25 protein-coding genes are annotated in these 24,703 nt (G+C 39.3%); 18 read left to right on the forward strand and 7 right to left on the reverse strand.

Going from position 1 to position 24,703, the window contains the following annotated elements; all coding sequences use genetic code 11:
* The first annotated feature begins 112 nt into the window (after nucleotides 1-112).
* The 5 genes from LXL81_RS07830 to LXL81_RS07850 all read left to right on the forward strand — a co-directional run bounded on the left by LXL81_RS07830 (nucleotide 113) and on the right by LXL81_RS07850 (nucleotide 5,557).
* Nucleotides 113-2,131 carry a heavy metal translocating P-type ATPase gene (locus LXL81_RS07830; protein WP_234646171.1) on the forward strand — a complete coding sequence of 673 codons (2,019 nt, stop codon included), beginning with the start codon at nucleotides 113-115 and terminating at the stop codon, nucleotides 2,129-2,131.
* 174 nt (nucleotides 2,132-2,305) lie between these two features.
* Nucleotides 2,306-2,929, forward strand: a complete 624-nt coding sequence (locus LXL81_RS07835; RefSeq protein ID WP_234646172.1) for a DUF6134 family protein — start codon at nucleotides 2,306-2,308, stop codon at nucleotides 2,927-2,929.
* 197 nt (nucleotides 2,930-3,126) lie between these two features.
* Nucleotides 3,127-3,522 (forward strand): hypothetical protein, encoded by a 396-nt coding sequence (locus tag LXL81_RS07840; RefSeq protein WP_234646173.1) that lies wholly within the window; start codon nucleotides 3,127-3,129, stop codon nucleotides 3,520-3,522.
* Nucleotides 3,523-3,613: 91 nt separating this feature from the next.
* Nucleotides 3,614-5,188, forward strand: coding sequence for a serine hydrolase (locus LXL81_RS07845; protein WP_234646174.1), 1,575 nt, complete (start codon nucleotides 3,614-3,616; stop codon nucleotides 5,186-5,188).
* Nucleotides 5,189-5,191: 3 nt separating this feature from the next.
* The gene (locus tag LXL81_RS07850) at nucleotides 5,192-5,557 is read left to right on the forward strand and encodes a DUF1801 domain-containing protein (RefSeq protein WP_234646175.1); all 366 of its coding nucleotides are present in this window, start codon (nucleotides 5,192-5,194) and stop codon (nucleotides 5,555-5,557) included.
* Between the two features lie 7 nt (nucleotides 5,558-5,564).
* Here the strand turns inward: LXL81_RS07850 and LXL81_RS07855 are convergent, their stop codons facing one another.
* The 3 genes from LXL81_RS07855 to LXL81_RS07865 all read right to left on the reverse strand — a co-directional run bounded on the left by LXL81_RS07855 (nucleotide 5,565) and on the right by LXL81_RS07865 (nucleotide 8,810).
* Nucleotides 5,565-7,385, reverse strand: coding sequence for a M61 family metallopeptidase (locus tag LXL81_RS07855; protein WP_234646176.1), 1,821 nt, complete (start codon nucleotides 7,383-7,385; stop codon nucleotides 5,565-5,567).
* Nucleotides 7,386-7,457: 72 nt separating this feature from the next.
* Nucleotides 7,458-8,183 carry an esterase family protein gene (locus LXL81_RS07860; RefSeq protein ID WP_234646177.1) on the reverse strand — a complete coding sequence of 242 codons (726 nt, stop codon included), beginning with the start codon at nucleotides 8,181-8,183 and terminating at the stop codon, nucleotides 7,458-7,460.
* Nucleotides 8,184-8,219: 36 nt separating this feature from the next.
* On the reverse strand, nucleotides 8,220-8,810 hold the full coding sequence (locus LXL81_RS07865; RefSeq protein WP_234646178.1) for a GDSL-type esterase/lipase family protein: 591 nt from the start codon (nucleotides 8,808-8,810) through the stop codon (nucleotides 8,220-8,222).
* 276 nt (nucleotides 8,811-9,086) lie between these two features.
* Between LXL81_RS07865 and LXL81_RS07870 the strand changes: the two genes are divergently transcribed.
* From LXL81_RS07870 to lspA, 5 genes are all read left to right on the forward strand, one after another.
* A complete protein-coding gene (locus LXL81_RS07870; RefSeq protein WP_234646179.1) occupies nucleotides 9,087-10,607 on the forward strand; it encodes a glycosyltransferase family 39 protein in 1,521 nt (506 codons plus the stop codon).
* Nucleotides 10,608-10,634: 27 nt separating this feature from the next.
* Entirely contained in the window at nucleotides 10,635-11,324 is a 690-nt protein-coding gene (locus tag LXL81_RS07875; protein ID WP_234646180.1) for a DUF1080 domain-containing protein, read from the forward strand.
* A gap of 136 nt (nucleotides 11,325-11,460) precedes the next feature.
* Complete coding sequence (locus LXL81_RS07880) at nucleotides 11,461-12,471, forward strand: phosphotransferase enzyme family protein (protein WP_234646181.1); 1,011 nt, start codon at nucleotides 11,461-11,463, stop codon at nucleotides 12,469-12,471.
* A 22-nt stretch (nucleotides 12,472-12,493) separates the two neighbouring features.
* Nucleotides 12,494-13,411 carry an alpha/beta hydrolase gene (locus LXL81_RS07885; protein WP_234646182.1) on the forward strand — a complete coding sequence of 306 codons (918 nt, stop codon included), beginning with the start codon at nucleotides 12,494-12,496 and terminating at the stop codon, nucleotides 13,409-13,411.
* Between the two features lie 16 nt (nucleotides 13,412-13,427).
* Complete coding sequence (gene lspA, locus LXL81_RS07890) at nucleotides 13,428-13,928, forward strand: signal peptidase II (RefSeq protein ID WP_234646183.1); 501 nt, start codon at nucleotides 13,428-13,430, stop codon at nucleotides 13,926-13,928.
* 17 nt (nucleotides 13,929-13,945) lie between these two features.
* Here lspA and LXL81_RS07895 read toward each other — a convergent pair whose 3' ends face one another.
* Nucleotides 13,946-15,196, reverse strand: a complete 1,251-nt coding sequence (locus LXL81_RS07895; protein WP_234646184.1) for a serine hydrolase — start codon at nucleotides 15,194-15,196, stop codon at nucleotides 13,946-13,948.
* Between the two features lie 102 nt (nucleotides 15,197-15,298).
* A complete protein-coding gene (gene rluF, locus LXL81_RS07900; protein ID WP_234646986.1) occupies nucleotides 15,299-16,048 on the reverse strand; it encodes a 23S rRNA pseudouridine(2604) synthase RluF in 750 nt (249 codons plus the stop codon).
* A 133-nt stretch (nucleotides 16,049-16,181) separates the two neighbouring features.
* Between rluF and LXL81_RS07905 the strand changes: the two genes are divergently transcribed.
* Both LXL81_RS07905 and LXL81_RS07910 read left to right on the forward strand, forming a co-directional pair.
* Entirely contained in the window at nucleotides 16,182-17,507 is a 1,326-nt protein-coding gene (locus tag LXL81_RS07905; protein WP_234646185.1) for an acetylxylan esterase, read from the forward strand.
* A gap of 57 nt (nucleotides 17,508-17,564) precedes the next feature.
* Nucleotides 17,565-18,869 (forward strand): Gfo/Idh/MocA family protein, encoded by a 1,305-nt coding sequence (locus LXL81_RS07910; RefSeq protein ID WP_234646186.1) that lies wholly within the window; start codon nucleotides 17,565-17,567, stop codon nucleotides 18,867-18,869.
* 86 nt (nucleotides 18,870-18,955) lie between these two features.
* On the opposite strand, the gene LXL81_RS07915 is transcribed toward LXL81_RS07910, so the two are convergent.
* Both LXL81_RS07915 and LXL81_RS07920 read right to left on the reverse strand, forming a co-directional pair.
* Nucleotides 18,956-19,312, reverse strand: coding sequence for a hypothetical protein (locus tag LXL81_RS07915; protein WP_090335811.1), 357 nt, complete (start codon nucleotides 19,310-19,312; stop codon nucleotides 18,956-18,958).
* A 185-nt stretch (nucleotides 19,313-19,497) separates the two neighbouring features.
* A complete protein-coding gene (locus LXL81_RS07920) occupies nucleotides 19,498-19,824 on the reverse strand; it encodes a tetratricopeptide repeat protein (protein ID WP_234646187.1) in 327 nt (108 codons plus the stop codon).
* Nucleotides 19,825-19,996: 172 nt separating this feature from the next.
* Here LXL81_RS07920 and LXL81_RS07925 point away from each other — a divergent pair, with 172 nt between their 5' ends.
* From LXL81_RS07925 to LXL81_RS07950, 6 genes are all read left to right on the forward strand, one after another.
* Nucleotides 19,997-20,734: an electron transfer flavoprotein subunit beta/FixA family protein gene (locus LXL81_RS07925; RefSeq protein WP_234646188.1), complete on the forward strand. Its 738-nt coding sequence runs from the start codon at nucleotides 19,997-19,999 to the stop codon at nucleotides 20,732-20,734.
* Between the two features lie 53 nt (nucleotides 20,735-20,787).
* Nucleotides 20,788-21,753: an electron transfer flavoprotein subunit alpha/FixB family protein gene (locus LXL81_RS07930; protein ID WP_234646189.1), complete on the forward strand. Its 966-nt coding sequence runs from the start codon at nucleotides 20,788-20,790 to the stop codon at nucleotides 21,751-21,753.
* 275 nt (nucleotides 21,754-22,028) lie between these two features.
* The gene (locus tag LXL81_RS07935) at nucleotides 22,029-22,628 is read left to right on the forward strand and encodes a bifunctional nuclease family protein (RefSeq protein ID WP_234646190.1); all 600 of its coding nucleotides are present in this window, start codon (nucleotides 22,029-22,031) and stop codon (nucleotides 22,626-22,628) included.
* Between the two features lie 134 nt (nucleotides 22,629-22,762).
* Nucleotides 22,763-23,647, forward strand: a complete 885-nt coding sequence (locus tag LXL81_RS07940; protein WP_234646191.1) for an ABC transporter permease — start codon at nucleotides 22,763-22,765, stop codon at nucleotides 23,645-23,647.
* A 35-nt stretch (nucleotides 23,648-23,682) separates the two neighbouring features.
* Entirely contained in the window at nucleotides 23,683-23,898 is a 216-nt protein-coding gene (locus LXL81_RS07945; RefSeq protein WP_234646192.1) for a DUF3098 domain-containing protein, read from the forward strand.
* Nucleotides 23,895-24,674, forward strand: a complete 780-nt coding sequence (locus LXL81_RS07950) for an undecaprenyl-diphosphate phosphatase (RefSeq protein WP_234646193.1) — start codon at nucleotides 23,895-23,897, stop codon at nucleotides 24,672-24,674. The genes LXL81_RS07945 and LXL81_RS07950 overlap by 4 nt, the downstream gene beginning before the upstream one ends.
* Nucleotides 24,675-24,703: the final 29 nt, after the last annotated feature.

Consider the following 24,703-nt stretch of genomic DNA (forward strand, 5'->3'; position numbering starts at 1 on the left):
ACACCCTGTTGCACATCTTTTGCCAGTATCTTTGTGTATCCTAATAAACCACGCACCCATACTTGAAATATTATCAAAGGAATTAACAATTTATTTGATCAGGATCTGACCCATGAAAAACGAATCTCAAACAAAACATATTCATAAAGAAAAGGAATGCTGCGCCCATGACGAATCTCCGGATCATAACCATGGCTCGCATGAGCATAAACATGAAGGCCACCATCACGATGACGATGATGATCACGACCATGATCATGACCATGGAGGTGGAGAAAACACGAGCCTCCTACTCGGTCGCTGGTCTTTGTGGCTTAGTTTAACAATTTTAGCCGTTTTTCTTGTTATCACATACGGATTAAAAATTGAAATAAACAAATATTCTGAAATCACATTAATGCTTGCAGCCTACTTGCTTGCGGGCTATAAAACCATTGCACTTGCCTTTCGAAGAATTAAAAGAGGTGATCTTTTTAATGAATTTACACTAATGACCATTGCTACACTGGGCGCTTTTTATATAGGCCAGTATAGCGAAGGCGTGGCGGTGATGATTTTCTATGAGATCGGAGAATTAATTCAGGATTTGGCAGTAAGCAGATCCAAACGTTCAATCAAAGCACTGCTTGATATCCGACCGGACGCAGTTACTGTTATCCGGGAAAATAAAGACTTGGTGGTAACACCACAGGACGTTCAGATTGGCGAAATAATTCTAGTTAAAGCGGGTGAAAAAGTTGCATTGGATGGCATTCTCCGTTCTGATTCCGGTGTTTTTAATACGGCGGCTTTGACAGGAGAATCGAAGCCAAGTGTGAAAACTAAGGATGAGCAGATTCTTGCCGGTATGATTAATACTGAGAAGACTGTTGAGATTGAAGTTCGTGCGCTTTTTAAGGATTCCAAACTTTCCAGAATTCTTGAAATGGTACAGGATGCCACAGCCCGGAAAGCGCCAACGCAACTGATGGTCAGCAAACTGGCAAAAATTTATACACCCATCGTATTTGGACTTGCTTTATTAATCATATTGGTTCCGTTAATTTTTGTCAGCCATTATGACTTTCAGCAATGGCTCTACCGTGGAATGGTATTCCTGGTAATTGCTTGTCCATGCGCCTTGACCATTTCAATTCCGCTTGGTTATTTCGGAGGAATAGGCCTCGCTTCAAGAAACGGAATTCTTGTTAAAGGATCGAATTTCCTCGATGTTGTCACAGGTATTGATACGCTGGTTTCTGACAAAACCGGAACGCTTACAAAGGGCGTTTTCAAAGTCCAGAAAGTTGAAACGACGCTTGATCGTGATAACTTTATTACAATGGCTGCGTCACTTGAAAACTATTCAACACATCCTGTTGCAAAAGCCGTCGTGCAATTTGCAGCTGATAAACCTCTGACAAAACCAACTGATGTGGAAGAAATATCAGGACTTGGTCTGAAAGGTAAAGTTGGGGAGAGTTTGATACTATGCGGAAATACAAAACTGATGAAAAAATTCGATGTCAGCTTTCCAGAGGAGATAGAAAAAATTGTAGAGACAATTGTGATCGTTGCCATTGATAACACCTATGCCGGATATTTAACGATTGCGGACGAAATTAAAGAGGACTCGCTGCAAACCATAAAAGATCTCAAAGCACTTGGCGTCGAAACCATTATGCTGTCGGGGGACAAACAAGCGATAACTTCTCAAACTGCTTCAAGCTTAGGGATGGATAAAAGTTATGGCGACCTGCTGCCAGAAGACAAGGTAAGGATTGTTCAGGAATTGAAAGATCAGGGAAAACACATTGCCTTTGTTGGTGATGGAGTGAATGACGCGCCCGTGATCGCGTTGTCAGACGTAGGCATTGCCATGGGCGGTCTTGGCTCAGATGCTGCCATCGAAACTGCTGACATTGTAATACAAAACGACCAGCCATCGAAGATTGTGTCGGCAATAAAAGTCGGAAAAATAACCAAATCCATTGTTTACCAGAATATTATCCTGGCCATGGGAATCAAAGTTGTGGTAATGATCCTTGGTGCTGGTGGAATTGCTACACTTTGGGAAGCAGTTTTTGCTGATGTAGGTGTTGCCTTGCTTGCAATCTTAAATGCTTTCAGAATTCAGGGGAAAAGCTTATAACTTACTGATTATAAACAAGAAATAAAGAAGTCAACTTACTTAGGTTGACTTCTTCTTTTTAAAAAATTCATCGATAATTTTCTAATTTGCTCTTTGGCATACTAATTGCAACCTCTTGTTAGAATATATTTGAGTAGTTCCCGTTAAGAATACTATATTTCCAGACTCAGCAATATGATTTTTAGAACAAACTGCATATCTATCTCAACCGCCTTGAAGCAGATCAGTATTTTATTTATCTGTTTTTTGACTGTTAATGCCTATGGTCAGCAGTATAGAAATTATTCTGTCATTTGGCGCGGAAAGGAAGTTGGATTTTTAAAAGCTACGTCCCAGGCCCAACCTCAGGGTCAGTTTTACGCAACAGACAGCGAGATGAATATTAATATGTTGCTTACGTTTAAAATTCAATCCAATACTACAAATCTTTTTTCAAATGCGCAGCTCAAAGATGCTCAGGTTCAGCGTTTTGTTAACAAAAAGAAGAAACTGGCTGCAACTACCCGATTTACAGACAATCATTATGAATTGAAAAAAGATAATAATAATGTCGTCAAATTTAAAAGTAATATTCCTGCCACAGTGACCTGGTTATATTTCAATGAGCCAGTTCAAAAAAGCGAAATTTTCTCAGAGGTTTTTCAGACTTTTCTCAAATTTAAGGAAATTGCATCGTCTGTTTACGAAACCACACTTCCTGACGGTGATGTTATGACTTACACGTATAGATCAGGTGTTCTCCAACGTGTAGAAATTGAATCCGGGTATGGGGAATTCATTTTTAAACTGAAAATCTAAATTAATTTATAGCACTGTATTTCAAAAGGTTGGGTTCATCCCAACCTTTTTTGTTATAAATTAATCACATTTAATGACAAATTTTTTCTTTGTCATTAAACAAAATCAATTGGAAAAGCGTTGTAGTTGAACCACGAAATCATTCTGCCTCACACTGGAATGATTTTTTAGTTGCAGTAGTAAACCATCCAGTCGATATGAAAAAATTACTATCAGGTCTTTTTATAGGTTTGGCATTACTAAATTTTGCTTGTTCAAAAGACAAGGAGCTGAGTAATGATGTAGAGGCTAAGAGCCAGGTTCAAATTAGAATCAGGAATGCCAGCTTATTGCCTTTTGAAGATATTGAAGTTAATACAAGCGGTGGAATTAATAAATTTGGTACTGTTGGCGACAATCAGATCTCTGACTATAAAACGTTTGATTTCGCATACCGTTACAGCTTTGTCAAACTTAATATCAATGGTGAGCCTTACATTATCCAACCCATTGACTACACAGGTGAACAAAAACTGGAAAGTGGTAAATACACCTACGAAATTCGTCTGGATCCTGAGAGCAATCAGATTTTCATGAGCCTTGCGAATGATTGATATAAATTGAGAAATTTCTTCGGGTAAAAAGATTACACAACTTGTGGATTGGCTTATCTTCACAAAGAAATTTTCACTCAATTATTATCAAATGAAAAAAATCTTCCTGACTTTTTCATCACTGCTGATCAGCTGTTTCAGTTATAGTCAGCAAACTTCAAATTCTTCGGAGACTGCTCCCGGCTCATCTTCCAAAACGTATCAACCGCCGACGTTTTTAGATCCGGACAGGATTGCCAAAATAAAAGCTGCAATCCCGGCTTTGGAAAAAATTTACAGGGAATACGCCGAAAAAAATAATTATCCTGGTATGGCCTTCGGGGTTGTTGTGGATGATAAAGTCATTTTCTCTGGTGGATACGGTTATACAGATCTTGCCAACAAAACAAAAGCTTCGGGAAAATCACTTTTCAGAATTGCTTCCATGAGCAAAAGTGTAACGACTATGGCCATATTAAAACTTCGTGACGAAGGAAAATTACGCCTCGACGATCCTGCCTATTTATACATTCCCGAGCTCAAATCAATGCCTCTGTTAACGACAGATTCCCCTGCTATAACCATACGAAATCTGATGACGCATGCAGCAGGATTTCCGGAGGATAATCCCTGGGGAGATCGCCAGCTTGACGGAAAAGATGAAGAACTGCTGGATTTGATTAAAAGCGGAATATCAAATTCCAACGTTCCTGGCGTTCAGTATGAATACAGCAATCTGGCCTTTGCAATACTTGGTAAAATCATTGGCAATATCACTAAAATACCTTACCAGCAATACATTAACGAAAATATTTTCAAACCGCTTGGTATGGTTCACACCATTTGGGAATACTCCAAGGCTCCGGCGGATCTGCTCGCGCATGGTTACCGATGGGAAGAAGGGAAATGGAAGGAAGAAGTTTTGTTGCACGACGGAACGTATGGTGCTATGGGTGGCATACTAACTTCTATTGATGATTTTGGGAAATATATGGCATTCCATTTGTCTGCCTGGCCAGCCAGAAATGATAAAGAAACCGGTCCGGTAAAAAGAAGTTCTGTCAGAGAGATGCAGCAGCCTTGGACGTTCAATAATCTGAACGCAAAATTCAAATATCCCAATGGTCGCGAATGTTCTTTGGTGAGCAGTTATGGCTATGGGCTTAGAACAAGTCGTGATTGCCAGGATAGAATTTTTACCGGGCACACAGGAGGTTTGCCCGGTTTTGGCAGCCAATGGTGGATTATGCCGGAATATGGTATCGGTGTCATCGCGAATGGAAATCTTACCTACGCCAGTATGAATACAGCGAATTTTGCTGTGATGGATACGTTGATTTCACTGGCAGGTTTAAAGCCACGGGAGCTACCCGTTTCACCGATACTAAAACTTCGTAAAGATCAAATTGTGAAGCTGTTACCGAATTGGTCAAATGCAGAAACGAACAATATATTTGCTGTAAATTTCTTTCCTGACCGATCTGTTGAACTTAGAAAAAAGGCATCACTGGCATTATTTGATAAAATAGGAAAGGTAAAAAAAGTTACGGAATTAAAACCTCAGAATCAGTTGAGGGGAAACTTTCAGATTGAGGGTGAGCATGGCGCGATCGATGTTTATTTTACTTTGACACCCGAGAATCCGGCACTTATCCAGCAGCTTGATATTAAAGAGATTCCCAAATAACAGATGAAAGAGATTGACAACTTTTATGCTGAAAAAGTGGAACCCCTAAAAGGTTGTCTTATGGCATTAAGACAAATAATTCTGGATAGAGATAGAAATTTTTCGGAAGCCTGGAAATATAGAATGCCCTTTTTCTGCTATAAAGGTAAAATGTTTTGCTACCTATGGGTTGAAAAGAAAACCGGTATTCCTTATCTGGGAATTGTGGAAGGAAAAAAAATCGCTCATCCCGGATTAATTCAGGATGAGCGATCACGTATGAAAATTATGCGTTTCGATCCGTCAGAGGACTTGCCATTAAAAATGATCTTGGAGATTTTAGACAGTGCTATATTGCTTTATACGAGCGGCATAGTCAAAATCAAATAAACAAAAATTACTTTACCCTACTTTCTATCCAGCGCTTTCTGATAGCCATTGCGCCATCACCCAAAGGCAAATCAGCTTTTTCATTTGGCAGGACAATCAGCTTGGGATTTTCGACAAGTTTCATCATTCCAAGGATAACATCTTTTCTGTGAAGATATTCCAGTTCTATTTCATCCCCTGGTTTATGGGCATCCAGAATTGCCTTAATATCAGCCTCTTTCTTTACTGGTTTTCCATCCAGCTTCAAAATCTGGTCGTCGATGTCAGCACCTGCTTTATACAACGGCGTTCCAACGGTTGTATTGGCGGAGATGACCAGTTCAGAATTTTGTTTATACCGGACATTACCCATCCAGGCCTGACCTTCAAATTGTTTTTTCAGGAAAAATCCTGCTTTTTGAAGCAATGGGGCATAATCATAGGACTCGTGACCGTAGATATACTTTTTGAAAAATCCTGCGGCAAAAGCTTTATCACCAGTGACAGACTCCAGAACGGCCTGCAAATCGGAAATTAGATATGGCGTTTCCGGTTTTCCCAGTTTAATCCAAACGGCTTTCATGTAATCATCCAGCGTTAATTTTCTATTTAATAATTCAAGTTCCAGTGCAAGTGCAATTGACGCGCCGTAAGGATAGTAAGAAGTATATGTATTTGGATAATTCGTTTTGTCCACGGCAACACCGGCATCAACAAAAACGGCCATGCAACTTGCGTCGGCGGGAGATATACGTTTTGCACCAGGCGTGTTTTCTTTTGTATTTACCAATCCTGTCAGCAAATCATTCGCGAAATCTTCCACCGTTACAAAATCTCCTCTTTTCAAAAGAAGCTCACCATAATATTGAGTAAAGCCCTCAGCAAACCACAATTCCCGGCTCATATTACTTTTTTCATAATTGAAAGGTTCCAGACTTTTAGGGCGGATCCGTTCAACATTCCACGCATGGAAGAACTCATGAGAAAAAACACCTAATAAATAATTGGATCCATCAAATTGTGTCGGCACAGCAATCATCGTACTATTTCTGTGCTCCATGCCATCGCCCTTCACATATGGGTTGATGCTTGCCAAAAATGTGTATTTGCCATAATCAAAAGCTGGAAACTCTCCATAGACAGCTTGCGCCTCTTGTGTGATCCTTTTAACTTTTGAGGAAAAAACTGTTGTTAAAGAGTCATTTGAATCTACCTCCAAAGCCAGTCTGAATTCGTAGGATTTTTTATCCGGATTTGTAAGTGTCCAGTTTTTCATGGTAAGTGCACCAATTTTAACCGGTGAATCCATAAAATACTGAAGATTCGGAGCCGTAAAAACATTTGGTTTTTCCGTCGGCTTTAACTGTGTCGCAAATGTCCATTTTTTCCCCTCCGGCAAATTGAAAGTAACATCCATCGGCGCGTTTTCCAGCTCTTTTACCCACATAAAAGTAGCCGGCATATTGAAATGCACGCTATTCTGGTCAACTCCTGCGTAGGTGCCATCCGGATAATTTGCAAATAATGTATAACGAACTTTTGCAAAACCATTTGAAGTATTGACCTGATATACATCACCATCAACACGAAGCACAGCTAACGATTTGCCAGACTGATCAAACCCTTTAACGTCATAAATATTTTTACCAAATTCATGGGTTGCATACCTTCCGGGCGAAGAACGACTCATCCGGAAAAGTAACTGATTCTGGGTGGCACCGGTTACCGTGACATCGATCTGCGCTTCATGATGTGCGATGTTTGGGAAAGTAATATTGTAACTGATTTTTTGGGCGGTGGCAGTACAAAATGTAAAAAGGAGTGCAATGAAGCCAAGTGATCGATTCATACAATTGGGTAAGTAAATTTAAATATTACCCGAAGATCGAAAAAAACCGGATTGAAACAACCTCAACGCGTGTTACAAGTATAATTTAACCATTTCACGCCAATAACGGGGGCGATGGGCTTCTTCATTCCATATAAAAAAATCATGTGTTACTTTTAGATTTGTTAATGCAGAACTAAGCTCTTTATTATTTTCCAGGAAGGAATCCTCCTGCCCTATCACTAGAATTATTTCGAGTTTTTTTAATTTCCTAAGTATCCTTTTATCAGATAACATCGAGATAAAACGCGTCGGCATGTTATAATATATTGTTTCACTAAAATAACCGTCGAAGAGATCTTTGAAAAACGGAAGAGAAACGGTAAGGTCATAACGGGCACTCATGCCTACTACTTTTGTAAACAAGGAAGGATGTCGAAATGCGATATTGACAGCGTGATATCCCCCGAGACTACAACCGGCTGAGATCAATTTTTTTTCAGGATTTATCTTTCTGATAAAAGGAATAACCTCCTTAAGTATATAATTTTCATAATCGAGATGCCTTAAAATCCTGTCTTCCGGAGATGCGTCCGAGTAAAAACTTTCATTATCAATACTGTCAACACAAAAAATATGGAGCTCTCCAGCTTCTATTTTTGGGCGAATAGCCTCAATTACTTTCCAGTTTTCAAAATCATAAAAACGTGCACCACGCGTTGGAAAAAAAATGACAGGTACGCCTCTTCCCCCAAAAACGAGCATCTCCATTTCTTTGCCTAACATCGGGCTGAACCACTTATGGTAAGCTCTTTCCATAACATTCCCGAATTATATAATTTTGAGTATCGTATATTAAATAGCCAGTTGCTGTCTGATTTTTTTCTGCCAGACTGCATATCCTTTTTGACTGAGATGGAGACCATCTTCTTCAAAAAGCGTTGGATCCGGATGTCCGTTTTCATCAAGCATTAATGGGAAAATATCAATATAATGCTGAAAATTATCCGTTTCGGTTTCTGCCTCCACAAGCCGGTTCGTTTCAATAATCTGTCCCACTATATCCCAACGCTTCATGCTGGGTTTGATCGAAATAAAATAACAGGGAACATTACCAAACTTGTTACGGATTTGCCCGATGAGTTGCCGGTAAGACAGCAGTGCTTCTTCGGGGTGTCTTCCGTCTCCAAGATCATTGTCGCCGGCATAAATAATAATCGTTCCGGCAGAAGTCAAAGGCCCGATAATCCTGTCAAAAAACCAGACACAGGCGGCCAGTGTCGAACCTCCAAAACCGAGATTAACTGGTTTCAGATCTGTAAAATCCACATACAGCGTTTCCCACAACGTAATGGATGAGCTCCCGTAAAATATTGTTTCCGGCTGATAAGATATGCTTGCTAATTCGTTTTCGACCCTTTGAACTTCCTCTTCGTACCAATACATAAATGAGGTAATCTTTTAATTAATTAAATCTGTGTGCCGTTAAAATAATATCTGGCTGCGAAACTTTTATTTTTAGTTAATACTTGCCACATTACCAAAGATATGTTTTTGCTATTAACTCCACGTTAAGTTTGTAGAATTATTAGATATCTCTTTCAGTTACATCTAATAAAACATGGTAGCAATTCGTACAAATGGACATGATTCTGCATGTGGTTAAATAGTCATTTTATAAAGTAAAACTCTAAATTTCCTCTAATCCGAAGCCATTAAACCGTGACGAAAAAGACACTGATCCTCTGCCTTTTTATACTTTTAAAATTTGTAATTCAATATTCCATCAGTGCGCCTGAATATGAACTGCACCGGGATGAATTTCTGCATATCGACCAGGGAAAACATCTTGCCTGGGGATATCTTTCAGTACCGCCCCTGACCTCGTGGACTTCCTACCTGATTTTGCTCCTGGGGAATTCAGTTTTCTGGGTCAAATTTTTCCCGGCACTTTTTGGCATATTTACTTTGATCATCGTTTGGAAAGCGATTGAAGAGCTTGGAGGAAATTTGTTTGCACTTATTCTGGGTGCAACATCTGTTACTTTTTCTGTTCTTTTAAGAATAAATATGCTTTATCAGCCCAATTCAGCAGATATTCTTTTCTGGACATTACTCTATTTCGCTTTACTTAAATACATTAACACAAAGGATAATAAATGGCTGTATCTGATGGGGATTGCACTCGGATTTGGCTTTTTGAATAAGTATAATATCATGTTCCTGGTGTTAGGGCTCATTCCGGCATTTGCTGTGACAGATCAGCGTAATATATTCCGGAACAAACACTTATACTTTGCGGCCGGTTTGGCGCTGGTGATTATGTTACCAAATTTGATCTGGCAATACGAACATAACTTTCCTGTTATTCACCATATGAAACTGTTATCAAAAACGCAGCTTGTGAATGTGAACCGGCTGGATTTTGTCAAAGAGCAGTTCTTGTTTTTTATTGGTTCAATATTCACAATCCTGGCGGCTTTTTTGTCCTTCTTTATATATAAGCCATTTCGAAAATATCGAGTCTTCTTTTGGTCTTTTCTTTTTACATTTTCCTTATTTGTTTATCTAAGAGCCAAAGGATATTACGCCATCGGTTTATATCCGATTTTTCTTGCTTTTGGGTCAGTTTATTTTGAAAAGATATTTACAGCACGATTGGTATGGCTGCGTTATGCGTCTGTGCTTATCATTCTCATTTTATTTGTGCCGCTTTTGCAAGTGGCGTTTCCCATAAAAAGTCCTGTCCAAATTGTCGAAAATCCTGAAATGTTTAAAGCATTGGGAATGCTCCGCTGGGAGGATGGAAAAGACCATCAGCTGCCGCAGGATTTTGCAGATATGCAGGGCTGGAAAGAGCTGGCGGAAAAAGTAGATGCCGATTACGAAAAAATCAGCGATAAAAAGCATACACTTGTGCTCTGCGATAATTACGGACAGGCCGGAGCGATTAATTTCTATTCAAAGTATAAAAATATTGGAGCGGTAACGATGAATGCGGATTATATTGACTGGATTCCGCTTGATGAGGAAATTAAAAATGTTATACTGGTGCAGAACGCAGATGACGATGATAAAGACAGAAAAAAGGAGCAGCCACTTTTCAGGAAAATAGCGTTGACAGGTAAGATTGAAAATCAATATGCGAGAGAGCATGGAACAAGTGTTTACATTTTACTGGACGCAAAAGTTTCTATCAACAAAATCCTGGAAGACGATATCCGCGAGAACCGTTGGGAATGACATATTTATAAATTATTTAAACCAATTATGAGAAAACAATTTTTACTGGCCGTTTGTATTTTTGCTGCGCCATTGATCTCAAATGCACAAAAAACGAAAGATTTACTAAATGGCAAAGATCTGTCTGGCTGGCATATTGATGTGCCGGAAATGGATAAAGATCCAAAAGTCAAGTCACCATTTATAATCCGGAATGGTATGTTGGTCAGTATGGGTAAACCTGGCGGACATTTGATCACGAACGCTGATTATGAAAATTTCAGATTAACCTTCCAATATAGGTTTGCAGGAAAACCTGGAAATTGTGGCGCCTTGGTATTTGTTTCAACGCCAAGAGCTTTGTATGATATGTTTCCTAAGTCTATCGAAGTCCAAATGATGCATGAAAATGCAGGTGATTTTTGGTGCATTCAGGAAGATATTACAACGCCTGATATGGAAAAAAGGCGCGGTCCAAAAGCGAACTGGGGTGTCAATGGAGATAAATTAAGAAGAATACCAAACCTGACCGACGGCAGCGAAAAACCACTTGGTGAATGGAATAGTATGACAATCGAGTGTGTAAAAAATTCTATCAAAGTCTGGCTTAACGGCGATTTTGTAAACTACGGGTATAATGCAACGGCGCAAAAAGGTCATATTGCATTACAGTCTGAGGGTGCAGAAGTTGAATTTAAAAAGGTTCAGGTAACCCCTATTACGCAGCTTAGCAAGTGATCATTGACATCCAGAGCTGCGAATATGCTCTCGTAGGCAGGAATTTATTAATTGAATTTTTTTGATATGATCTTACAAATTGCCGTCAAAAATTTCTGTTCTTTTGCAGGCAAGAACTATTCTGAAAATAATTATCATGCAGCCCTTTCCAGTTTCAAACTCAACCATATCGACCAGTCATCTTGCAGATTTTCTTCAAAAAGAATATAAGTTCGGTTCAAAAACGGATTGTGAACTTTTAAAAACCGGAATAAGCCATACCTATCTTGTAACAACAGAATCTGAAAAATTCATTTTTAGAATTTACAGTCTCAACTGGCGAACCAAGCCAGAAATACACGAAGAAATTCGCCTTATTAATCACTTAAAAGACAATCAGATACCAGTTTCCTACCCGATTGCTGATCCGCAAGGAAGTTATATCAAAGAATTAAATGCGCCAGAAGGAATTCGTTTCGGAGTGTTATTTTCACACGCCAAAGGTGCAAAAGCGTTAAATTATTCTGCCGGGATTCATTATAGAGTTGGGGAAACAATCGGGAAAATTCACAGGCTGACTCAAAATTTTAAACTCAACCGCGTTACTTACACACCTGAAATTCTGCTTGAAAATTCATTTGAGTATCTTAAATTATTTCTAAATCCTGAGCAGGAAGAAATGGTTTATATGGCGGATTTGAAAGAAGTTTTGAAAAGTGAATTGGACAAAATTGACCAGTCACAAGTCAGGTTTGGAGCTGTTCACACCGATCTATGGTTTGACAATATGCATTTTTTTGAAAACGACGTAACAATTTTCGACTTTGATTTTTGCGGGAATGGAATGCTTTGCCAGGATTTGGGGTATTATACCATGCAGCTATATAATCTTGAAAAAGATGAAACCCAGTTCAATCTGAAACTTGAAAGTTTTCTGAAAGGTTATGAAAGTATAACCCGGCTTAGCGATGAAGAAAAAAGGGTCATTCCTTATATAAGCACATCAATTTATTTCTTTTTCCTGGGCATACAATGCCAGCGTTATGACAATTGGTCCAATGTTTTCCTGAATGAAATATATTTGTCTCGTTTTATCAATCTAATCCTCAAAAAGTGGTGCGATTATAATAAGATCTTCATCGACGACAAAATCTCAAAAATATCTTAAACCAAACTGATTTAAACCGGATATGTATTTTCAATTGCCAAAATCTGTAAGTTTTATCTTACTTTTCATATGTAGCCTGACAGCCGTAAAAGCTCAAATTCCGGAAAAGATTAAAAGCATATTCCCGGCAGGGACTGTCATGCATAATAATATTTCATACGCCGGCGACACGTTGAAAAGACATAGACTGGACATTTATCTTCCGGCGAACGCAAAAGAAAAAATGCCGCTGGTCATCTGGATTCATGGAGGTGCATGGAAAGAAAATGACAAATTTGCGGATATGGGTTACATGAAAAATACGGTTAAATCCTTCCTTGAAGAAGGATATGCTTTTGCCAGTATCGACTACCGGTATAGCACAGACGCTATTTTCCCGGCTCAGATCCAGGATTGTAATCAGGCAATTTCCTGGCTTTATCAAAATGCCGGAAAGTACGGCGTTGATAGAAATAATTTTGCTCTTATAGGCTTCTCCGCTGGTGGGCATCTGGCGTCCTTACTTGGACTTTCAAACAATAATAAGATCAAACAATTCACGCAGGATGGAAAATCTGTTCCTTTTAAAATCAAGGCCGTGATCGATTTCTATGGACCATCCAATTTTTTAGCTTTGATTCCGAAAATTGAAATAAATGATCCAACGGATGCTGTAACATCATTATTTGGTGCTACGATTTTGGAAAGACCGGATATGGCAACATTGGCCAGTCCTACAACTTATGTTGATGCAAATGATCCGCCATTTTTAATTTTCCACGGCCAAAAAGATGCATTAGTACCCTATACACAATCTGTCTTGTTGCGGTCGTATTTGCTGCGGGCAAAAGTGCCAAATGAGCTGACAATCGTGACAGACGCTCCGCATTATGGAGAAATGTTTGATGTGGAATCTAACAGAAAAAAGATTTCAGTTTTTCTTAAAACGTATTTAAAATAGTACGCGAAGTCTACCAATGAATAAAAATCGAATTATAACAAATATTTCCGTTCTACTTGTCCTGATTGCTAACATTGGATGCGATCAGATCTCTAAAAATATTGTCAGGGAAAAAATTGATTATTATGAAAGCATCAACCTGATCAGTAAATATCTAACGCTTACGAAAGTCGAAAATGAAGGTGCTCTTCTTAGTTTAGGAAGTTCCTTACCCGAAACGATAAAATTTATTCTACTTTCCGGAATCCCGGCACTTGCTCTGGCATTTGGTATTGGATATATGTTTTTACGAAAAAATATATCATTTATGAGTATGCTTGCCCTGAGTTTCGCAATTGGTGGCGGCATTGGAAATATTTATGATCGTATCGTGCACGGTTCTGTGACTGATTTTCTTCATATCGATTTGGGTGTTTTCCAAACCGGCATTTTCAATATGGCTGATGTTTCAATTGTGGTGGGAATGGCTTTGTTTTTTCTACAATCATTTTTTAACCGGCAACCAACACTTTCCTAGTTGGTTAAGGTACAGTATCAGTATTTCATTTTAAATTTTGTTAAAACAGGAAGGTTTTTTTTCTTTCTTTTTAGTTCAGTTTGATAAATGACCTGACCCAGATTTTTCATGAAAGGATAACACACTTCCTTATACTCGTATTTTCCATCATTATAAATTTCATCATCATTTGACTGCACGACCGCAGTTAGAAAAAATTCTACCTTATTCCTGAAATCAACGAAGTAGGCATTATCAATTATAAACCCGTAGGAGTCGCCATACTTGTTAAAAATACGAATATCCGGGTCAGGTGTGACAGTGGAATCTGCTCCATAAAATAGAAATTTAGAACTGGTCGGCCAGTTTTCCTTTGGATCATATTTTGGATAATCACTTTCGGTCGGATACTTACTCATATAAGTATAGATAAGATTGTAATCATCAGCGGTTAATTGAAACTGCTTTTGCATTGGATATGCCTCCGGAAAAATAAGTTTTTTCATTACCTCCTGCTGATCGGTCATACTGAACGCATTCCGGTTAGTCATGTTGAAAGGCTTGTTAACCAGCCTGTCCGAGCTATCCAGATAGGCTTTACCCATTACCAGATTGCTTAGCTGAATCGGATAATCAGCAGCATCAAATTTCCCCGGTTGGCTGTAAACCATTTTTCCATTACTATAAAACGAAACCGGATTGGTATGTCGCGAAGTGAGTTCAGTATCCTTTACTGCGTATCGATTTAAAATGCGGCTTGTTGTCAATCCATAATCTTTCAAACGGTGATTTATTTCTGCTCTGCCAACAAATTCATAAAGCCGATTATAAGCGTCATTGTCGCTCACCAATAGAATTTTTTTGATGTAATGTTTGATAGATGGCAGGCCATTTTCGGAAGTCGAGTCTTTTTCAACGCTCGTTTGTTTATCAAAATCTGCTCCGGTTATCATTGTACTTTCTTTGCTCAAACCCGGAATTTTGAGTGTATTAATTTTTTCCAGCGCAAAAATTAAAGTGGGCAGCTTAACGGTACTGGCTGGAAAAAAGTAGCGGTGGTCATCAAGATTGTAACTGTATGTTTTGAAATGAGGTACATTGTTATTATCCCTGTCAATTTGGGTATACAAAATTTGAACCTGGTTTTTTTTTGGATGATTCAGAATATGGGAAAATTTATCTGGATGACTTTTCAGAAGCTTTTCCAGATAGATGGTGTCGATTTTTTGGGCAATAGTTGCAGTGCTGATGAAGGAAAACAGGATTATGGAAAGTAATGTTTTTATCATTAAGGTATGGGTTTATTTATGTGAAATTTACCTACAAGTATTGCGGTGCGCTGCACCTTTGAAAAACTAAGATTTTGGTTTCGATTTCTCCCAATAAATCACTTATTCTTCATCTACACCTTCCACATAAGATCCCTCCTCAGTTTTGGTAGAATTTTCTACTGCATCATTGATAAATTTCAACTCTTCTGTTGTTAAATCCCTCCATTTTCCAACCGGCAAATTATCTAATGTTACATTCATGATGCGCACGCGTTTCAACTTTGTTACGCTATATCCCAAATATTCACACATCCTTCGTATCTGCCTGTTTAAACCTTGTGTCAGGATAATGGTGAAAACGAAATGGCCGTCTTTCCTGACAAAACACTTCTTCGTAACAGTATCCAGAATCGGAATTCCGTTACTCATTTTTTGGATAAAATCAGGTTTAATAGGCTTATCAACCGTTACTACATATTCCTTTTCATGATTATTTCCGGCACGTAGAATCTTATTAACGATATCGCCATCACTGGTCAAAAATATCAAACCTTCCGACGGTTTATCCAGTCGGCCAATTGGAAAAATCCTTTCCTTATGATTAATAAAATCGATGATATTACCTTTTATTTGTCGCTCGGTTGTACAGGTAATCCCGACCGGTTTATTAAAAGCAATATAGATCCCTGCTTTTTTTACTTTCAAAGGTTTTCCATCCACCAAAATTTCATCTGCATCTGTCGCCTTGTCACCCAAAACCGCTTGTCTGCCGTTTAAAGTTACCCGCCCCTGTTCCACAAGCCTGTCTGCCTCACGACGGGAACAAAAACCCGTTTCACTTATAAACTTATTTATTCGTATCAAACTAATACTTTATTGATGTTAAAACCCGGATTTCAATACACTGATTTAAAGATTGCAAAAAAAATCCGGATTGAAATCAAAGAAATGGCCTCTTTGTCACTTTCTATTCCAAAAACAAAGTAAATTATAATCTATATCCATGCGAAACATCCTAAATCCGGAATCCCAAAAACTACGGTTTTACTATTTTATCTTTTTCCTCACACTGGCATTTGCGCCGGCTTTTGCCCAACCGATTGAGCGTGCAACTAAAATAATTGTTGCTCCCGACCGTGAGGACTGGACTTATAAAACTGGTGATAAAGCAAAGTTTACGATTACTGTTTTAAAGAACGGAAATCCTGTAAAAAATGCCTCCATACGTTATGAAATCGGGCTGGAAAAAATGGAGCCTACCATCAAGGAAACCAAAACAGCCGCCAACGGAACCATTACCATTGATGCCGGAACGTTGAAAGCACCTGGATTTTTAAGATGCGTTGCATGGACAGCCAATGGAGAAGGCGAATACCGGGGACTGGCAACGGCAGGTTTTGACCCCGAAAAGATCCAACCTACGGTAACAAATCCTGATGATTTTGATACTTTCTGGGAAACCGCAAAAAAGGAACTGGCAACGATTCCGATGGATGCCAAAATGACTTTACTACCGGAACGATGCACGGAAAAAGTAAATGTATACCATGTTAATTTACAGAATTTCAAAATTGGTACCAGATTATACGGCATCCTGAGCGTACCTAAAAAAGAAGGGAAATATCCTGCTTTACTGAAAGTTCCTGGTGCCGGCGTCCGGGCTTATTATGGAGATCCTTTTATGGCAGAAAAAGATATCATCACATTTGAAATTGGTATCCATGGCATTTCTGTAATTATGGATCCAAGCGTTTACACTGATCTGGGTTATGGTGCTTTGAATGGTTATCCAAATTACAATCTGGATGATAAGGATCGGTTTTATTACAAACATGTTTACATGGGGTGCGTTCGCGCCAATGATTTCCTGACCAGCTTACCTCAATATGACGGTTCAAATCTTGCCGTGACGGGTGGAAGCCAGGGAGGTGCTTTATCTATTGTTACTGCTGGTCTGGATTCCCGCGTAAAATGGCTTGGCGCTTTTTATCCTGCCTTAAGTGATGTTACAGGTTACCTGAGTGGAAGAGCTGGTGGATGGCCTCATTATTTTGACAAGGCCAGTGTCAAGGTAAATAACACAAAAGAAAAACTGGCCACTGTGGGATATTACGACGTTGTCAATTTTGCAAGACGCGTAAAAGTACCAGGTTATTATATGTGGGGGTATAATGACGAAACATGTCCGCCAACTTCCATGTATTCAGCCTACAACGTGACAACCGCGCCAAAAGAATTGAAACTATACCTGGAAACAGGTCACTGGACATACCCGGAAGAACGCGATATAATGAACAACTGGCTAATCACAAAGCTAAAAGGAAAATAAGCCAGAATAAGCCATCATTCAATCACTCTCTCATTCTCACATTCAATCATTAATAAGATGGATCGCAGGAAATTCATTGAGCAGTCGGTAATTGCAGGAGCGGCGTTTTCATCGCTACCGCTTCTGACATCATTAAAAAGAACGACACAATACAAAACAGCACTTATAGGTTCGGGTTGGTGGGGTACGAATATTCTTCGTTGTGCCATTCAGGCGGGAGAATCTAAAGTGGTTGCGCTTTGTGATGCTGACGAAAATCAATTAAAAATCACCAATACCGAGGTTACAAAACTTTCGCCGGACAAACCGAAATTGTACAAGGATTACCGGGAAATGCTTTTGAAGGAAAAGCCGGAAATTGTAATCGTGGCAACGCCAGACCATTGGCATGCATTATGTTGCATCGCAGCCGTGGAATCCGGGGCGCATGTTTATGTAGAAAAGCCAATTTGTCATACCATTCAGGAAGGTAGGGCTATGGTAAATGCGACCAGAAAACATGGCCGGATTGTTCAGGTAGGTACGCACCGGCGTGTGTCTCCGCATAATGTTTCCGGAATGGATTTCCTTAAATCTGGAAAAGCAGGAAAAATTGGTATGGCGAGAGCATTTGTTCATTATGGCGGTGGTGCCGGCCAGAAAGTGGCTGATGAAGAAGTACCAAAAGGACTTGACTGGGATATGTATTGCGGTCCGGCGCAAATGGTGCCCTATAATAAAACAATCCACCCGAAAGGATTCCGTAATTACCTGAATTTTGCCAACGGAACATTAGGCGACTGGGGAATCCACTGGCTGGATCAGGTCCTGTGGTGGTCTGAACAGAAATATCCAAAAAAGGTTTATTCAACCGGTGGCCGGGCCATTCGTCAGGACAATACTGACGCGCCGGATCATCAGGTTGCCGTTTACGATTTTGAAGGGTTTACGCTGGAATGGGAACACCGTAATTTTGGGGCAAACAATGCTGAGAAAACGCACCCGCAGCAAGCGGTTGGTGTCTATTTTTATGGAACGGAAGGTACTTTCCATATGGGCTGGCTTGATGGCTGGACATTTTATCCTTCCAATCCTAACAAACCTGTTATTCATCAGGATGCACAACTGAATAAACCTGATGATCAGAATATCCAGCAATTGTGGGCTAATTTTCTTACATCTATAAAAACTAATAAACCGCCAATTTGTGAAATAGAAGTTGGGCAGCGTTCCACAAATATGGCCTTACTGGGTATGCTGTCTTACAAATTAGGAAGAAGTATTGTCTGGGATGGAGAAAAAGAAATAATCCCCGGAGATGCCGAAGCAAACAAATTGTTAAGGAGAGATTACCGTGGAGAATGGAAGTATCCTGAAGCTTAAAATAAAAACATTATATAACAAAAAACCGGGTTGAAGTTTTAAACATTCAACCCGGTTTTTAAAAATCTTGATTTTGGCTAACAGAATTAGTCAATTTTAATGACCTCTGCCGGAATATTATATTGAGTAATTATTTCACGCGTAAAACGGACGTGACCACGCGGTGCCATAAGATACAATTTAGCACCTTTCATTCCTGCCAATTCACTTAGAAGTTTCCATTTTGAAACACTTCCCCGAAGCTGGTCTGTTTTCATGGACACCTCTAGATAATGTCTGTTGAACATATTCACACCTGTAACATCCGGCGTGAATTTCTCATTATCAGCAGCTCTTTCATACGATTTAGGTGTTTCAAAGCCTTCCATATTGGCTTGTATTTCCTTAAATCCATGAGCTTGAGCCCATTTTACAACAATGGGAATAAATGATTCCTTTTCCATAAATAACAATGAATGATTTCTTTCCCCGACCGACGGGGAAACTCAACGTAAAATATTAAAAATTAAAACTGAGCAGAGTGAAAGCGTTGTAACCATAAAAGTCGCCAAACAAGCCACATTTCTTACCAATTAGGAAAACTACTATTTTTTTGCCAGACTACAAAATTAATTTATCATTCCCTGAGCTAGTCGTCAAGCTCATCCAGGAACGATTGATAAGCCCTTAGAAGCTCCTGATGCGTTTTTGTATTGTTATTAAGTAACGCCAGATCAATTCCTTTCTGATAAATTATTTCCGCTTTTTCTACCTTTTCAAGCTCCGCAAAAAAGGCGGCAGCGGGATAATAAGTAGCCAAATAATCCGGATGTTCCGCTAAAAGTATATCGAAATATTTCTCTGCCTCGGAAGAATCCGACTTTAAATATTCCAAAGCTAATGCATATATGTTGAAGGGATCACTGGGATCTTCTTCGTAAAAAGTTATCAGATTTTGAAGCAATGAGTTTTTCATTTTAATATTGTTATGCTTGCATACTATTTAAGAATTTCTGTATATTCGCCATTATAAATTTATTATCAAAAATTATAAATAACGACGGTTACCAGCTGCTAAACTTATCTTGATAATCGATATCGTTATAATTATTTCAACAGCTTTTTAATCAGTCATTTCCATTTCAATCATGAAAATACTCGTATGTATTACCAATGTGCCGGATACGACGGCCAAAATAACTTTCACCGATAATAACACCAAACTTAACAAAGCCGGTGTACAATTTATAATCGGACCCTATGATGACTATGCACTCGCCCGGGCAGTTGAACTGAAAGAAAAGCTGGGAGGCTCAGTAACTGTATTGCACGTTGGAGGTGCTGATGCGGAACCACAGATCAGAAAAGCGCTTGCTATTGGTGCTGACGATGCCATTCGGGTGAATGCTGAGCCTGTTGATTCTTATTTTGTTGCAAGCCAGATTGCCTATGTGGCCGGTCAAAATAATTACGATCTTATTTTAATGGGCCGGGAATCAATCGATTTTAATAGCGGTGTAGTTCACGGACTTGTGGGAGAAATGTTGGGTATTCCCTCCTATTCTCCGGTTATGAAACTGGAAATTGAAGGAACAACTGCTACTTTGGCCAGGGAAATTGATGGTGGAAAAGAAACACTTTCGGCAACTTTGCCTTTGGTATTAGGTTGTCAGGAACCCATTTCTGAATGGAAAATCCCGAATATGCGTGGTATTATGACAGCACGCACCAAGCCATTATTGGTTGTTGAACCAGTTGCTATGGAAGAATTTACAGCTCCGGGAAATTATTCACTTCCAGCTCCCAAAGGTGCGTGCAAAATGATCCCGGCTGACCAGGCTGAAATGCTAATTAAACTTTTAAGAACAGAGGCGAAAGTTATTTAATCTTCTTTTGAAGAGTTAATAATCAGCTTTTCAAATTTTAAATTGATCAAAAAATGTCAGTACTCATATTTGTTGAAATAGATAATGGCTCTGTGAAAAAGACTTCACTGGAAGCTGTTGCTTATGGCGCGGAAGTCGCAAAAATGACGGGAACCACCGCAACTGTTTTGGCTCTCGGAAAAGCCGATGCAGCCGCACTTGAACAAACAGGTGCCTTTGGTGCATCCAAAGTACTTCATGCCTCGGACGATAAGTTAACGCATGAAAATAGTCTTGCCTACGCAGATGTGCTTGCACAAGCTGTAACACAGGAAGACAGCAAAATAATAATTCTGGCAAAATCCGGTCTGGGCGATGCAGTGGCTGCAAGAGCATCTGCAAAACTGAAAGCTGGAATTGTTTCCGGTGTTACAGAATTGCCTGTTATTAATGGAAACTTCACTGTTAAAAGAAGCATTTTCACTGGAAAAGCATTTTCTAACGTTGAAATAAAATCAGATATTAAAATTCTCGTCGTTCAGAAAAATGCTTTTGAAGCGACCGAATCATCAGAGAAAGCAACGATTGAGGCGTTTTCACCTGTTTTGCGTGATCAGGACTTTCAGGCAAATATTGTTTCGGTTGAGAAAGCCAGTTCGGAACTATCGCTTACCGAAGCTAACATCATTGTTTCCGGCGGGCGTGGTATGAAAGGACCTGAGAACTGGCAGCCGCTTCTGGATCTTGCCGGTGCTCTTGGTGCAGCAACAGGTTGTTCAAAACCTGTTTCAGATCTTGACTGGCGTCCGCATCATGAGCATATCGGACAAACGGGAATTAAGGTTGCTCCTAACCTGTATATAGCCTGCGGAATTTCCGGCGCCATACAGCATCTGGCCGGAGTCAATGGTTCAAAATATATTGTGGTGATCAATAAAGATCCCGAAGCGCCGTTCTTTAAAGCCGCAGATTATGGTATCGTTGGTGACGTTTTCGAGATTTTGCCGAAGCTAACCAAGGCTGTTGAGGACTTGAAATAATCAAATGTTTTCAGATATAACCCGACTTGCATTTTTTTATGCAGGTCGGGTTATTTATTTTTGCAGACGAATACGATTCCATCATCAGGAATATGCAAAATTAACTGTATTTTTATAGTACTAGATCGTTGGCTTACAAGCCAGTACCTATAATGATACGGTTAAAGTTGGATTTGACGATATTGGAATCTATTTGGCAGGAATCACAGTACCCATTGCGCAAAGTCATCAGAACTGTTTAGAAAACCGTTGCGTTAGCCCATTAAAGTCCAAACGTGAAAAAAATTAAGTTAGAAATATTGGGGCTTTCCCCAAGCCAATCTCAGGCAGGTTCCTTCGCTCTTGTATTAGGCGAAGAATTAGGAAACCGCCGCCTTCCTATTATCATCGGCGTTTTTGAGGCGCAGGCAATTGCTGTGCAAATCGAGAACATCGTTCCCAACCGGCCGATGACGCACGATCTTTTCAAATCCTTTGCGGAAGGCATGAATTACACCTTGAAAGAAATCGTAATTTCTGATTTGAAAGAAGGCATTTTTTATGCAAAAATTATCTGCAAAGATAGTTTGCGTGAAGTTGAAATTGACGCCCGCCCATCCGACGCTATTGCGATAGGATTGCGTTTTGATATTCCGATTTATACTTACGAAGCTATATTATCCGAAGCCGGCATTATTTCCAGCTCTCTGACCGAAGATGAAGAAGATGGTGAGGAAGAAACGGTAAAAGAAACTTTACAGTCGAGAGGAAGTTTGATGGATCAATTAAGAGATCTTTCTTTTGATGAACTTCAAAGAATGCTGGACGATGCGCTTTCCAAAGAAGATTATGAAAAAGCTGCAAAAATCCGTGACGAAATGAGCAAAAGGAATTAATTCATTTCTTTGGGATTAGTTAAAAATAGTTAAGACCAGCTGTTACACGGGTCTCATTTGATATTAATCCTTATTTTTGTCTTTATCAATTCGCTGTAAGTTTTAAAAACCTGATTCGCGTAATATTCCTTTTTATGCCTAAAAAAAAGAAGAAGATTGGTAGTTACCCCAACGCTATGATCGTAATGAGCCTGACAGCTGCATTATTTTTGATCGGCTTTTGCGGACTTCTGGTAATACAATCCAAGAAACTGGTTTCGATTATTCGTCAGAATATTGAAGTAAGAGTTTTCATAGATAAGGCAGTAACCAAGGCAGGCCAGGATTCATTACTGACCGTTTTGAAAACCAAGCCCTATGTGAACAATACCCCTGAAACGCCAAACCCCATTACTTTTGTATCCAAGGAAGAGGCTGCCAAAGAATTCATTGAAGGTACAAAAGAAGATTTCACAGCTTTTTTAGGAGAAAATCCATTGCGCGACAGCTACCGCGTAAAAATTGGAGAGGATTATTTCGAAGAGTCCAAATTGCAGGCGATTAAAAAAGATATTGAAAAAGCCAATGGCGTTTACGAAGTTGTTTATCAGGAAGATCTCGCAGACAACATCAACCGAAATGTGACCAAGATTTATGCTGTTCTGGCAAGCTTTGCCCTGATCATGCTTATTATCATTGTATTGCTTGTCAATAATACCATAAAACTTGCAATTTACTCCCAGCGTTTTTTAATCAGAAGTATGCAGCTGGTGGGTGCTACAAATGGATTTATTCAACGCCCGTATATCATGCGCGGTGCAATGCAAGGCACAATTGGTGGTGTTCTTGCAGGCGGATTGCTAATTGCTTTACAACAAATTGCGGTCCGAAATGTTGAAGGTCTGGCGATGTTGCAGGAATACAATAAGCTGGTTATTCTCGTGGCCGTTGTGCTCGCACTTGGTATTCTTATTGGCATTGCAAGTACGTACCAGTCTTTGGCGCGTTATCTGCGGATGGCTCTGGATGACCTGTATTAATTGAATTATAATACCTTACCTGTTAAGAAATATTTATGAGCAACACAAAAAATAATCTCCCTTTCGGAGCATCAAATTATAAAATGATGCTGATCGGACTTGCTGTAATCCTTATTGGATTTGCAGTGATGAGCATGGACAAAGAAGAATTTGGTTTTGGTGCTTTGGGATTAACTGTCGGCCCAATCATTGTTGTGATCGGATTCGTGGTTGAGTTCTGGGCCATTTTACGTAAACCAGCTAATTCATGACCATTTGGCAGGCTATTATTTTAGCAATTGTTGAAGGAATTACAGAATTCCTACCGGTTTCATCCACTGGCCATATGATTATCGCATCGTCAGTGATGGGCATCAGCCATCTGGATTTCACTAAAATGTTTACAGTTAATATTCAGTTTGGCGCGATACTTTCTGTTGTGGTGTTATACTGGAAACGTTTTTTTCAATCTACTGACTTTTATTTTAAACTGTTCGTAGCATTTCTTCCGGCGGCAGTATTAGGATTTTTGTTAAATGACATCATTGATGCAATGCTTGAAAATGTTGTTGTTGTAGCAATCTCACTTTTAGTTGGAGGAATTATTTTGATCTTCATCGACCGCATTGCGAACGATGAAACCAGAGAAAGAGAAATTACTTATTTTGATGCTCTGAAAATCGGTTTCTTCCAGTGCATTGCCATGATACCTGGTGTTTCAAGATCAGCTTCTACAATTATTGGAGGTATGCTTCAGGGACTTTCACGGAAACAGGCCGCTGAATTTTCATTTTTTCTTGCGGTACCGACCATGGCTGCGGCCGGTGGTTACAAGCTTTTGAAAACTTACGATACCATTCAGGCATCCGATATTCAGACTCTGTTGATTGGTAATGTGATCGCTTTTGTGGTGGCAATGCTTGCCATTAAATTTTTTATCAATTTCCTTACAAAATACGGTTTCAAAGTTTTTGGGTATTATCGTATTATTTTAGGAATTATATTACTGGCATTATTGGCATCAGGTTATAAACTTGACATCGTATAAAATTTGTGGGAATGACAGAAGAGATTATT

Origin of the sequence: Dyadobacter sp. CY356 (genome assembly GCF_021440195.1) — a bacterium.
Lineage (GTDB): Bacteria > Bacteroidota > Bacteroidia > Cytophagales > Spirosomataceae > Dyadobacter.